Raw genomic sequence first — 12,375 nt, forward strand, 5'->3', positions numbered from 1 at the left:
TCCGGATACAACACCGGTATCCGGACGAAACCGCGCCTTGCCGGATCGCCGCCCGGACTCCGCCTCGGCTCGACCGCCCTTATGAAACAGGCCCTTGTCGACGCGGCGCGTCGGCAGTCGATGGTGCGGTGGGCCCGGCCCGGTCACCGAACGGGCCGGGCCCACCACGTGTCAGCCGGTGGTCAGGTAGAACTTCTCCCAGGCCCCGGCGGTCGTGCGGTTGGCGATCAGAGACCCGGCCCCGGAGTTCTCCGCGCACACGAACTGGTTGTTGATCGTGGCACGCAGACTGACCGTCCCGTCCGAGTTGTTGACGATCTGGAAGGTCTGCGCCGCCCCGATCGACGTGCCGGTGGCGACCAACGGTGCGGTAGTGCTCGTGGCCGAGACGTAGAGCCCGTTGGAGCGCGACTTCAGGGCGATGTTGCCGTTGCCGGCGTCCACCCGGTCGAACTGCTCGGTGCTGCCGACGCTGGCCTTGTTGGCGATCAACGCGGTGGTGCCGACCGCCGACACGTACTGGTTGTTGATCTGCGCCCGCAGGGTGGTCACCGGCGTGCTGCCACCGGTGCCGGTGGTGAAGGTGAACGCGTCCACGTCGAACAGGTAGCCCGACCCGCCCTTGAACACCAGGTACAGGGTGGTCGACGCGCTGGGCGGGTTGCTGATCGTGCCGGACACCTCGGTGAAGGTCTCCCAGTTGCCGGTCACCGGCACCGTGACGGTGCCCAGCAGGGTGCCGGTTGCCGACCCGGTCCGCACCTCGATCGTGCCGCCGGCCCCGGCCGACGACGCCCGCACGGTGATGCGGTTCGCGCCGGTCAGGTTGTACGGCGTGTACGAGATCCAGTCGTTGTTCTCGATGAACCCGGCCGTGCGGCCACCCTCGGCGCTGGTGTGATCGGTGGCCTGGACGCCCGACTGGCCGCCGAAGTGCTCACCCTGGCGGTGCTTCGGTTGCAGCGTCCGGATGCTGTGCGTGGTGAGCCCACCGTTGTCGGTGTAGGCGGCGTCGAAGACCCCGTAGATGTTCGCCGCGGAGTCGTGCTCGCCGTCCGTCGGGACGGTGATCGAGCCGCTGCACCCGTTCTTCGAGGTGATCTGGTGGGCGTGACTGTCGTGGCCCAGCGCGTACGTCAGGCTCACCTTGGAACAGTCGATGGTGCCGTCCTGCGGGTCGCTCACGCTGATCTGGTACGAGATGGTGTCACCGAAGTTGAACAGCTGCCCGTCGGCGGGCGAGGTGAGCGTCACCGTCGGCGCGGTGTTGCCCACGGTGACGACCAGGCTCGCCGTACCGGTCAGCCCGGTCGGGTCGGTGACCTTCAACGTGGGGGAGTACGTGCCGTTGGTGGTGTACGTCTTGGTGGGGTTCGCCGCCGTCGACGTGGTGCCGTCCCCGAACGTCCACAGGTAGCTCAGCGCCCCACCCTCGGGGTCGGAGCTGCCCGCCGAGGAGAAGTTCACCGTCAACGGGTTGGCCCCGGAGGTCGGGTTCGCCGAGGCGACCGCGATGGGGTTGCGGTTGCCGCCGCCGATGTACTCGATCCGGAACAGCGCCTGGTTGTTCGAGCCGGTGCCGTAGTCCAGCACGTACAGCGCGCCGTCCGGGCCGAAGGCCATGTCCATGACCTGCGTGCCGGACCACGGGAAGCTGGAGATCTCTCCCCGCGAGCCGTCGGCGTTGATGGCGATGGGCTTGATCCAGCGGCGACCGTACTCACCGGCGAAGAACAGGCCGTTCAGCGACTGCGGGAACTTGACGCTGGAGTTGAGCGAGGCGTCGTACCGGTACACCGGTCCGGCCATCGGCGACTCGGAGCCGCTGCCGAACTCCGACGGGGAGCCGGAGTCGCCGGCGTACTTGATCCAGGCCGGCTTCGCCGCGGGCAGGGTCTGCAGGCCGGTGTTGCGGAACGAGTTGTTGGTCGGCCCACCCGTGCAGTTGTACTTCGACTGCGACGGCCCGGACGGGAAGGTGTATTCGTTGTATGTTTCGTTGCTGGTGTTGCTGCCGGTGCAGTACGGCCAGCCGTAGTTGCCGGGGGCGGTGATCCGGTTGAACTCGACCTGACCCTGCGGGCCCCGGCTCGAGTTGGTGCTTCCCGCGTCCGGGCCGTAGTCGCCGACGTAGACGACGCCGGTCGCCTTGTCCACGCTCATCCGGAACGGGTTGCGCATACCCATCGCGTAGATCTCGGGACGGGTGTTGGCCGTGCCGGGCGCGAACAGGTTGCCCGACGGGATGGTGTACGTCCCGTCCGCCTGCGGCGTGATCCGCAGCACCTTGCCCCGCAGGTCGTTCGTGTTGCCGGCGGAGCGCTGGGCGTCGAACTGCGGGTTGCGGTTGGTCCGCTCGTCCAGCGGCGCGTAGCCCGACGACTCGAACGGGTTGGTGTCGTCACCGGTGGTCAGGTACAGGTTGCCGGCGGCGTCGAAGTCCAGGTCACCGCCGACGTGGCAGCACTGCCCACGGTCGTTGGCGACCTGGAGCACGATCTTCTCGCTGCTCAGGTTGAGCGTGTCGTCGCTGTTGAGGGTGAACCGGGACAGCCGCAGGTGCCCCTTCCACCGGTCCCAGTCGGACTGCGAGCCGGTGGTGGGCGCGTCCCCGGACGGGGTGCTCAGCGTGGGCGAGTAGTACAGGTAGATCCACCGGTTGGTGGCGAAGCCGGGGTCGACGGCGACGCCCTGCAACCCCTCCTCGTCGTGGGTGTAGACCGACAGGGTGCCGGAGGTCTTGGTGTTGCCGGCCACGTCGGTCACCCGCAGGACGCCGTTGCGGGCGGTGTGCAGCACCGAGCGGTTGGGCAGGACGGCCAGCGACATGGCCTCGCCCAGCTCGGCGGAGCCGGTGGCGAGTTTGATCTGTTGGTAGTCACTGGCGGGAATCACCACCGCCTGCGCGGCGGGGGAGTTGGCGGCCACGGCCAGGGTCACACTCGCGACGGTGGTGACCGCCGCGACGAGTGCCCGGGACCAGCGCCGGGATTTCGAAAGCATGATCGTCCTTCCTCGACGACCAGGGCCGGGGCGTGCTGGGGCGCACCACGACCAGGTGTGGGTGGCGGGGTGTGGGTCGTGGTGCGGTCAGTTGGTGGTGACGAGGTCGAACTTCTCCCACTGACCGATGGAGGTCCGGTTGGCGATCAGCGGGGAGGAGCCTCCGTTGTCGGCGGCCACGTACCGGCTGTTCACCGTGGCCCGCAGGCTCACCGTGCCGTCGGAGTTGCGGATCAGCTGGAACGTCTCCCACGCGCCGGCGGTGGCCCGGTTGGCGATCAGCGCGGAGGCCCCGGCGTTCTCCGCCGCGACGAACTGCCCGTTGCTCTTGGCCTTCAGCGCGACGTTGCCGTTGGCGAGGTTGACCAGTTCGAACCGCTCACTGGTGCCGACGGACGTCTTGTTGGCGATCAGCGGGGTGCTGGCGTTGGCCGCGCTGACGTACTGGTTGTTGGCGCGGGCCCGCAGGGTCGAACCGGCGACGGCGGGCGGCGGGGTGGTCGGCGGAGCCGTCGTGGGCGGCGCGGTGGTCGGCGGCGGGGTGGTCGGCGGCGCGGTGGTCGGCGGGGCCGTGGTCGGCGGCGGGGTGGTCGGGTTCGTCCCCGGCGAGCAGTTGGCGCTCACCGAACCAGCGGCGACCTGCAGGCCACCGAGCAGCATCCGGGTGAAGTTCGGGTCGGTGTACGACGCCTCGGTGTGCCCGAGACCCGTGTACCAGGCCCGTCCGCCGCCGTACGCCTTGCACCAGGTGATCGGGTGGTCGCCGTTCATGTTGCCGCCGCTGTAGGACGACTCGTCGAGGCTGGCGAGGATCCGTGCGGTGGACCGGGGGTTGGTGCGGTAGTTGTACCACTCGTCGGAGCGGACCCAGGTGGCGCCGAGGTGCGCGGTCGAGGGGTTGCTCCGGTCCTCGATCTTCACGGTCGCGGTCTGGATCGCCGGGTGCGAGTCGAACCACGCCCCGACCAACTGCCCGTACCACGGCCAGCTGTACTCGGTGTCCGCGGCCGCGTGCACGCCGACGTATCCGCCGCCAGCGGCGATGTACTGCTCGAAGGCGGTCTGCTGGCTGGAGTTGAGCACATCGCCGGTCGTCGACATGAAGACCACCGCCTGGTACTGGGCCAGGTTGGAGGTGGTGAACTGGTTGGCGTCCTCGGTGGCGGTCACGCTGAAGCCGTTGGCAGCGCCGAGCTGCTGGATGGCCGCGATGCCGTTGGGGATGGCCGAGTGCCGGAAGCCGGCGGTCTTGCTGAACACCAGGACCTTGGTCAGTGGTGCCGCCGAGGCGGTGGTCGGCAGCGCGACCAGACCGGCCATCATCACGGCCAGGCCGGTGACGAGGGCCAACAGGCGGGGACGGGAACGCATGGTGATGCTCCTTAGCTGAGCGTCGACCCCGCACGGCGCGCGTGGGCGCGTCAGGGGCCATGGTGGCGGTGATGCGGAAGCCGGGCCGCCGATGCTCGGCTGAGGTGATGTGGAGCGGTGGTGATGTGGAGCGGTGGTGATGGTGCCGTGTTGCGGTACACGAGCCAGCCGACGACTCCAACCGGCCAGTGTGGACGGACGGATAGTATCGACTGGTGTCGTTGAGGCAGTAAACCTCCGATGTCTGCGCCCGTCAACCCCACGTGCTGCGGCCTGGGACGCGCGCACGAGCCCGGCATTCGCCGGACGCGACGTACGCCAGGGCGGTGACCTTGGGCAGAGGTGTCAGCGACCGAGGACCAGGTACGCGAGGCCGAGTACGCCGCGGTAGCCGCCCACGTACTCGCGCAGCCGGTCGTCGAGCTCGGTGCGGACCTGGGCCGCGCGGGGGTCCTCGGGATAGGTCAACAGCCACTCTTGTCGGCCCGCGAGCCAGCTGGACTCGAAGTCGTCCCACTCCCGCTGGTCGGCGGTACTCAGATGCAGCAGCCGCCAGCCTCGCTCACGGGCGGCCTCGACGAGGCCCGCGAGGTCGGTGACGTCCGCACCGAAGATCTCCGCGACCTCCGCGCTGGGATCACGCTGCCAGTACCCCTCGCCGAGCAGCAGCCGCCCACCGGGGCGGACCACGGTGGCGAGGGCGTCGAGGGCCGCTCCGGTGCCCCCGAAGGCGTGCGCCGAGCCGACGCACAGAACCCGGTCGGCCGGCTCCTGCCAGGCGGCGGCCTCGCCCTCCACGAAGGCGACGTGCCGGTTCAGCGATCTCTCGGTGGCGAGCCTGCGGCCCCGGGCGAGGACCGCCTCGTCGGTGTCGACGCCCACGCCCCTCGTCGCGACCGGACCGGCCACACCGCCGGCGGCGACAGCGCGCAGCAGCAGTTCGCCCCACCCGCAGCCCAGGTCCAACACACGCGCGCCGGGGCGGACGTGGAGGCGGCGCAGCAGCAGGGCCGCGTGCTCCTCCGACAGGGGCGTGTTCCAGCGCATCCGCGCGTAACGGCTGGCGGCCAGGTGGTCGGTGGATTGCATCGGCTCAGGGTGTCAAAGCATGACCATCGGCGCGCACCGGGTCCGTGCGTCGCCGTCGTCGGCAAGCGGGGACGGGCGTCGGCGCGTACGGCAGGATCGGTGTCATGGACGCGGACGTGTCACCGCCGTGGCGGCCGCCGACCCGCCACGAGGTCGCGGCGGCGGCCGGTCGCGGCCTGGTGGATGTCATCGGCCCTGGCCTGCGGGTGCTGTTCTGTGGGTTCAACCCGGGGCTCTACTCGGCGGCGGTGGGGGAGCACTTCGCCCGGCGGGGCAGCCGCTTCTGGCCGGCCCTGCACGGCGCGGGCTTCACCGACCGGGAACTGCGCCCGTGGGAGCGCGCCGAACTGCTCCGGCAGGGGCTGGGCCTCACCAGCCTCAGCAACCGGGCCACGGCCCGGGCCGACGAGCTGACCGCCGCCGAGCTGGTCGCCGGGGTGACCGGGCTGGCGGTCAAGGTCGAGCGGCACCGGCCGCGGTGGGTGGCGGTGCTCGGCGTGACCGCGTACCGGATCGCGTTCGTCCGGCCGAAGGCCGCGCTGGGCCCGCAGCCGGATCGGATGGGCCCGGCCCGGGTCTGGGTGCTGCCCAACCCCAGCGGCCTGAACGCCCACTTCCCGCTGCCGGCGCTGACGGCCGAGTTCGCCCGACTGCGGCGGGAGGTCGACCCTCAGACCCCGTCGGCCAGCGCCTCGTAGTAGGACCGCATCGCCGGGTGGTACTCGTCGAACTCCGGTCGGGGCGTGCCGTCCCGCGAGGCGACCAGCATGTCGAGGTAGTACTCCCAGCCGGCGCCCACCTCGGCGACGCCGTCGAGGCTGCGCAGGTGCTGGGTGAAGCGCAGCTCGGTCGTGCCGTCGGTCTCGGTCAGCGCGAATCCCAGCAGCCAGTCGCCGTGATCGTCGACCATCGACACGGCCAGGCGACGAGGCGGTTCGCACTCCTCGACGCGTACGTCGCACCAGGGCTGCTGCTCCTCGTACGCCATCTGGACGCGGATGGTGTTGCCGGGCCGGGCGTCGCCCTCCCACGGGCCGAACCAGCGGGCGGTGCGCTCCGGGTCCGTCAGGCTCGCCCACACGTCCGCCGCCGGGGCGCGGAAGGTGCGGGTGAGGACGAGGTCGTGGCCGGTGGCGGTGCGGAACAGGCGGCCAGCGGGGGTCCGGGTCATGCGGTGTGCTCCGTTCGATGGGCGGCCGGGCCGCGGGTGCGGCGTTCCCGGCGGGTCCGATAGACCTCGGTCTCGAGGGCGTCGAGGCGCTGCTCCCACTCCTCCGGCGCGGCGAGCCCGCCGAGCCAGTCGACGAGCGGGGCAAGCGGGGCGGGATCGAGGCGGTAGATCCTGGTGCGGCCGACCAGCTCGTCGCGGACCAGCCCGCTCTCGCGGAGCACCCGCAGATGGCGGCTGACCGCCGGGCGGCTGATGGCGAACCGTTGGGCGATCTCGCCAGCGGTCAGCGGCGCGTCACGCAGCATGCTCAGGATGCGCCGCCGTACCGGGTCCGCGATCGCCGCGGCCACCTCGTCCACGCCGAGAAGCGTAACCTATGGGTTACGGATCACGCGACGAGGCGCATCGATGGTGGGCACATGATCACGTGACCTGGCACTCTTGACGCATGCCAGCCCAGCTTCGATCCCGCCTGCTTGATTGGACCGTCGCCGTACCCGTGCTCGCGGTGCTGGTGTTGCTCGTGACGTGGGGGCGAGATCTCCCCGGCCCGGTCGTCGTGGTGGTCGCCGCGCTACTGGGCGGCGCGGTGCTCGCGGCCGTGCACCACGCCGAGGTGGTGGCACACCGGGTGGGGGAGCCGTACGGCTCGCTGGTGCTCGCCGTCGCGGTCACCGTCATCGAGGTGGCCCTCATCGTCACCCTGATGATCAGCGGCCCGGAGAAGACCCAGTCGCTCGCCCGCGACACCGTCTTCGCCGCCGTCATGATCACGTGTAACGGCATCCTGGGCCTGTCCCTGCTGCTCGGGGCGCTGCGCCGGCGGGTGGCCGTGTTCAACCCCGAGGGCACCGGCGGCGCCCTGGCGACGGTGATCACCCTGGCCACGCTGAGCCTGGTCATCCCGACCTTCACCACCGCCCGGCCCGGCCCGGAGTTCAGCCCGGCCCAGCTCACCTTCGCCGCCGTCGCCTCGCTCGCGCTGTACGGGCTGTTCGTGCTGGTGCAGACCGGCCGGCACCGCGACTACTTCCTGCCGGTCGACACCGAGGGTCGGGTCATCGACGCGGAGGAGCACGCCAAGCCGCCCACCACCCGCGCGGCGCTGGTCAGCCTCGCCCTGCTGCTGGTCGCGCTGGTCGCGGTGGTCGGCGACGCCAAGACCGTCTCACCGACCATCGAGGCCGGCGTGGCGGCCGCCAACCTGCCGCACGCGTTCGTCGGTGTGATCATCGCCCTGCTGGTGCTGCTGCCGGAGACCCTCGCCGCCGCCCGCGCCGCCCGCCGCGACCGCGTACAGATCAGTCTCAACCTCGCCCTCGGCTCCGCGATGGCCAGCATCGGTCTGACCATTCCGGTCATCGCCATCGCCTCGATCTGGCTGGACGGCCCGCTGCTGCTCGGCCTCGGCGGCACCCAGCTCGCGCTGCTGGCCCTCACCGCGGTGACGGCGGTGCTGACCGTCGTACCGGGGCGGGCCAACGTGTTGCAGGGCGGCGTCCACCTCGTGTTGCTGGCCGCGTTCGTCTTCCTCGCCGCCAGCCCCTGACGCCACCGTCCGCCCGGCCCGCCTCGGCTGTGGGCGTTCGGCTGGGGTCGACGCCCGGCCGGGTCGCTACCTCAGCCGGCGGGCGGCGGGTCGTCGCCCAGCCGGTCCGCGCGGGCGTTGAGGTAGCGCTGCTGCGCCAGGTTCGTCGAGCGTGCGGCCGCCTTCCGGTACGCCTCGCGCGCCGCGGCCCGCTCACCGGTCAGTTCCCACAGGTGGGCGCGGGCGGCCGGCAGCCGCGGATCGTCGGCCAACCGGGCGTCGCCGTCCAGGTGGGCGAGCAGCGCCAGGCCGGCCCGAGCCCCCCGGCTCATCGCCATCGCGACGGCGTGGTTGAGCGACACCACCGGGTTGTCGGACAGGCCCAGCAGCACCTCGTAGAGGGCGGTGATCTGTGCCCAGTCGGTGGCCGCCGCGCTCGGCGCCTCGTCGTGCACGGCCGCGATGGCCGCCTGGAGCTGGTACGGCCCGACGGGCCCGCGCGGCAGCGCCTCGGCGACCAACGCGACGCCCTCGGCGATCTGGTCGGCCCGCCACCGGGCGCGGTCCTGTTCGGCCATCGGCACCAACTCGCCGTGTGGACCGATCCGCGCCGGCGCGCGGGCGTCGGTGAGCAGCATCAACGCGAGCAGTCCCGTGACCTCGGGGTCGTCGGGCAGCAGCCTTCGCACCAACCGCGTCAGTCGGATCGCCTCGGCGGTCAGGTCGGCGCGCAGCAGCCCCGGCCCGGCGGTACGCGCGTACCCCTCGGTGAACACCAGGTAGAGCACGTGCAGTACCGCGGCGACCCGATCGGCGCGCTCCGTTGCCGTCGGTGGGGCGAACCGGAGGCCGCTGTCGCGGATCCGCTGCTTTCCCCGGCTGATCCGCCGGGTCATGGTCGCCTCCGGCACCAGGAACGCGCGGGCCACCTCCGCGGTGCTCAACCCGCCGACCGCGCGCAGCGTCAGCGCGATCTGCGACGCCGGGGTGAGCGCCGGATGGCAGCACAGGAACACCAGGATGAGCGTGTCGTCGGCGTCCTGGAGCCGGTCGGCGGCCGGCGCGAGCCACTGCTCCGGCAGCATCCACCGGGCCGCCCTCTCCTCCCGCCGCGCCCGCGCCTGGTCGCGCCGGAGCAGGTCGGTGAGCCGCCGGGACGCGACGGTGATCAACCACGCCCGGGGACTGTCCGGTACGCCGTCGCGCGGCCAGGTGTCCGCCGCCGCGATCAACGACTCCTGCACCGCGTCCTCGGCCGTGTCGAAGTGCCCGAAGCGCCGGACGAGCGCGCCGAGGACCTGCGGCGCCAACTCGCGCAGCAGGTCCTCGGCGAGTGTCTCGGGCACGTGCTCAGCCGGCCAGGTCCTCGACGCCCTCGAGCACCGGCCGCACGTCCACGTACGCCCCCGGGGTGTCCGGGTCGACCAGGCCGGCGGCGATCTCGGTGGCCCGGTCGAAGCTGACGCACTCCACGACCGTGTAACCCGCCAGGACCTCCTGCGTCTCTGCGTACGGGCCGTCGGTGACCACGGGCGTCCCGCCCTGCGCCCGTACGCGACGGGCGTGCACGGGCTCGCTCAGGCCCCGCGCGTCGACGAGTTCCCCGGACTCGGCGAGCGCCTGGTGGAACGTCTCCATGTGCTGGTGCATGGCCGCCACCTGCTCGGCCGACATGGCCGGCCGGTCGGAGGGCCGGCCCGACAACGCGTCGTAGTCCCGCTGCGACCCGTAAAGCATGATCATGTATTTCATGGTGGCCTTCCTGTTCCCGGTGCCGCCCCGGCACCGCTCACCAGAAACGTCGAACCCAACCCCACCCCCCGGACATCCCCCGCCCCTCCCGCCCGCGCTTTCGTTCCGTTGATCATGAAGTTATTGCCATCGATGTCGGCGTGTCGGCGCGATAACTTCATGATCAACGGCGGTAGGTGGGTGGGGGGTTATTGACCGTAGGAGAGGCGGAGGCGGTTGTTGATCAGGTAGTTGAGGCGGTGGCGGAGGTAGCCGAGGGTGCTCTCGCTGGGCAGGTCCGGGTCGGGGGTGGTCAGGGTCCAGCGCACCGCGCAGTCACCGCCGGGATGCCCGGGTGAGATGTCGAAACGGATCTCGTCCAGTGGCCGGTGCGGCCACAGCGACGACCACACCAGCAGCACCGGCGCGTACCCCGCCACCACCCGTGGCGGCACCTCGTCGTCGCGCAACTCCAGCCAGGGCCGACTGCCGGCCTCGTACGGGTCCCGCAGCGACCGCCACACGACATGCGCCGGGGCCGGTTGGCTTCGTCGACGGCTGCCGAGCACGTGCACGTCGCCCTCCCGACCGGACGGCCACCTCCGCCCCGGCCCATTCTGGCCCCCCGACCCCGACCCCCACCAGGTGAACCGTCCCCACCCACCCCCACCCGATGGGCCCGGTGATCAAGAGGTTCGCGTCACGACACGCCGCACGGGCTGACGCAAACTTCTTGATCACCGGGCCCATCGGGAGGGGGTCGGGGTGGGAGGGGGAAGGGGTTCTGTGCGGGGCGTGAACCGTCCGGGGTGGTTGTGCGTGAATCCGGTGACGGGCGTGGTGGTCGTACCGTCGGGGTATGGCGTGGTGCGGGCGCCGAGGTCTGGGGAGGCACAGTGGGGGCATGGTCGGGACGCGTCGCGCGGGGACCTCTCGTGGGCCTGGTGGTCGTCGCGCTGGTGTCGCTCGCCTGCGCGGGAGGTGGCCTGGCCGAGCCGGAGGGTGAACGTCCAGGGGCGAACCCGCCGGCCGCCTCGCCGGAGCCGAACACCACCCGCGCCGACAGCACCACCACCGTGGCCGAGTTCAAACAGGACGTCGCCGACGCGCAGGCGATCGCGGAGCGCTACTGGGCGGCCCAGTTCAAGGCGTCCGGGCAGCGCTTCACGCCGATCCGGCGGGTCACCCCGTACCAGCGGGCCGGTGAGGTCTCCTGCGGCGGTCAGCCACTGCCGCGCAACAACGCGGTCTACTGCTCGCAGGGCGACTTCATCGCGTACGACGTGGCCTGGTCGGTGGCGGCGTTCCGCGAGGTCGGTGACGCGTTCGTGTTCTACCTGCTCGGTCACGAGTACGCCCACGGCATCCAGGTGCGCCTGGGCATCAACTACAGCTTCACCATCCAGCAGGAGTTGCAGGCCGACTGCATGGCCGGGGCGTACCTCGGCGACTCGGTGCGCGCCGGCGACCTGAAACTCGCCAAGGGCGACCTGGACGAGTTTCGCGAGGGCGTGGCGGCGGTCGGCGACGACCCGGACCAGCCGTGGTTCGCCGAGGGCGCGCACGGCACCGCCGAGCAGCGTACCGACAGGTTCTTCCGTGGCTACGAACGCTCGCTGAAGGAGTGCGACCTGAGCTGAGCGGGGTTGCCCCGGTCACCCTCGGAGCCGTTGCCGCCACCGGCGGCGGACCCGGCTGGCAGGATCGCCGGTGTCGGTCACGACCCCTGGAGGATCCGCTGAGCAGCCAACACCCCGCCGCCGTTCTCTTCGACATGGACGGCACGCTGGTCGACAGCGAGAAGCTGTGGGACGTCGCGTTGCAGGAGCTGGCCCGCGAGTACGGCGGGGAGCTGTCCGCCGATGCCCGCCGGTCGATCATCGGCACGGCCATGGCCGAGTCGATGCGCATCCTGCACGACGACCTGGGCCAACCCGAGCGCGATCCGGAGATCAGCGCGGCGTGGATCAACGCCCGGATCCTGGAGCTGTTCCGTACCGGTCTGCCCTGGCGGCCGGGCGCGTTCGAGCTGCTGCACGCGGTCCGCGCGGCGGGAGTCCCCACCGCCCTGGTCACCTCCAGCCCCCGGGCGCTGGTCGAGGTCGCCCTGGACACCCTCGGGCGGGACACCTTCGACGTGGTGGTCGCGGGTGACGAGGTGGTGGCGGCCAAGCCGCACCCCGAGCCGTACCTGACCGCCGCCCGGCTGTTGGGCGCGCCGATCGAGCGGTGCGTGGCGATCGAGGACTCACCGACCGGGGTGGCCAGCGCGCTCGCCTCCGGGGCGGCCGTGCTGGCCGTACCCGCCGAGGTGGCGTTGCCCCCCATCCCCGCCGTACACCAGGTGCGAAGCCTGGTCGGCGTGGACCTGGCGGCGCTGGCGGCGCTGCTGACCGACCGCGCCGCGGCCTGAAGGAAAGCCGCGGCCGGAAAGAACGAGGGGGCCTCGCGGTGCGGGACCCCCTCGTTCTGTTGCCCGGCG

The 12,375-nt window shown here is 71.6% G+C and carries 11 protein-coding genes and 1 pseudogene; 4 read left to right on the forward strand and 8 right to left on the reverse strand.

The annotated features are described in order from the left end of the window. Positions 1–171: 171 nt before the first annotated feature. The 3 genes and pseudogenes from AB0J36_RS28580 to AB0J36_RS28590 all read right to left on the reverse strand — a co-directional run bounded on the left by AB0J36_RS28580 (position 172) and on the right by AB0J36_RS28590 (position 5,463). Positions 172–3,003 (reverse strand): PQQ-dependent sugar dehydrogenase, encoded by a 2,832-nt coding sequence (locus AB0J36_RS28580; RefSeq protein WP_357398168.1) that lies wholly within the window; start codon positions 3,001–3,003, stop codon positions 172–174. 606 nt (positions 3,004–3,609) lie between these two features. Then, positions 3,610–4,326: pseudogene (locus AB0J36_RS28585) on the reverse strand (ThuA domain-containing protein); the annotation flags it as partial. 393 nt (positions 4,327–4,719) lie between these two features. Beyond that, positions 4,720–5,463, reverse strand: coding sequence for a methyltransferase domain-containing protein (locus AB0J36_RS28590; protein ID WP_363661358.1), 744 nt, complete (start codon positions 5,461–5,463; stop codon positions 4,720–4,722). Between the two features lie 104 nt (positions 5,464–5,567). Between AB0J36_RS28590 and mug the strand changes: the two genes are divergently transcribed. Next, positions 5,568–6,161 carry a G/U mismatch-specific DNA glycosylase gene (gene mug / locus AB0J36_RS28595; protein WP_357119308.1) on the forward strand — a complete coding sequence of 198 codons (594 nt, stop codon included), beginning with the start codon at positions 5,568–5,570 and terminating at the stop codon, positions 6,159–6,161. Here the strand turns inward: mug and AB0J36_RS28600 are convergent. Further along, positions 6,134–6,634, reverse strand: coding sequence for an SRPBCC family protein (locus tag AB0J36_RS28600; RefSeq protein ID WP_357119305.1), 501 nt, complete (start codon positions 6,632–6,634; stop codon positions 6,134–6,136). The two genes, mug and AB0J36_RS28600, sit on opposite strands and share 28 nt — an antisense overlap. Further along, a complete protein-coding gene (locus AB0J36_RS28605; protein ID WP_357119302.1) occupies positions 6,631–6,993 on the reverse strand; it encodes a metalloregulator ArsR/SmtB family transcription factor in 363 nt (120 codons plus the stop codon). Before AB0J36_RS28605 ends, AB0J36_RS28600 begins: the two co-directional genes overlap by 4 nt. 89 nt (positions 6,994–7,082) lie before the next feature. Between AB0J36_RS28605 and AB0J36_RS28610 the strand changes: the two genes are divergently transcribed. Then, positions 7,083–8,183: an ionic transporter y4hA gene (locus AB0J36_RS28610; protein ID WP_355053005.1), complete on the forward strand. Its 1,101-nt coding sequence runs from the start codon at positions 7,083–7,085 to the stop codon at positions 8,181–8,183. A 71-nt stretch (positions 8,184–8,254) separates the two neighbouring features. Here the strand turns inward: AB0J36_RS28610 and AB0J36_RS28615 are convergent, their stop codons facing one another. From AB0J36_RS28615 to AB0J36_RS28625, 3 genes are all read right to left on the reverse strand, one after another. After that, positions 8,255–9,508 (reverse strand): sigma-70 family RNA polymerase sigma factor, encoded by a 1,254-nt coding sequence (locus AB0J36_RS28615; RefSeq protein ID WP_357398159.1) that lies wholly within the window; start codon positions 9,506–9,508, stop codon positions 8,255–8,257. Between the two features lie 4 nt (positions 9,509–9,512). Next, positions 9,513–9,905, reverse strand: a complete 393-nt coding sequence (locus tag AB0J36_RS28620) for a YciI family protein (protein ID WP_357119296.1) — start codon at positions 9,903–9,905, stop codon at positions 9,513–9,515. A 197-nt stretch (positions 9,906–10,102) separates the two neighbouring features. Further along, the gene (locus AB0J36_RS28625; protein ID WP_357119293.1) at positions 10,103–10,468 is read right to left on the reverse strand and encodes a hypothetical protein; all 366 of its coding nucleotides are present in this window, start codon (positions 10,466–10,468) and stop codon (positions 10,103–10,105) included. 321 nt (positions 10,469–10,789) lie between these two features. Here AB0J36_RS28625 and AB0J36_RS28630 point away from each other — a divergent pair, with 321 nt between their 5' ends. Beyond that, positions 10,790–11,533 carry a neutral zinc metallopeptidase gene (locus tag AB0J36_RS28630; protein WP_357119291.1) on the forward strand — a complete coding sequence of 248 codons (744 nt, stop codon included), beginning with the start codon at positions 10,790–10,792 and terminating at the stop codon, positions 11,531–11,533. A gap of 86 nt (positions 11,534–11,619) precedes the next feature. Then, on the forward strand, positions 11,620–12,306 hold the full coding sequence (locus AB0J36_RS28635) for an HAD family phosphatase (RefSeq protein WP_363661363.1): 687 nt from the start codon (positions 11,620–11,622) through the stop codon (positions 12,304–12,306). Positions 12,307–12,375 lie beyond the last annotated feature (69 nt).

Source organism: Micromonospora sp. NPDC049662 (assembly GCF_040675055.1).
In the GTDB taxonomy this organism is placed as follows: Bacteria; Actinomycetota; Actinomycetes; order Mycobacteriales; family Micromonosporaceae; genus Micromonospora.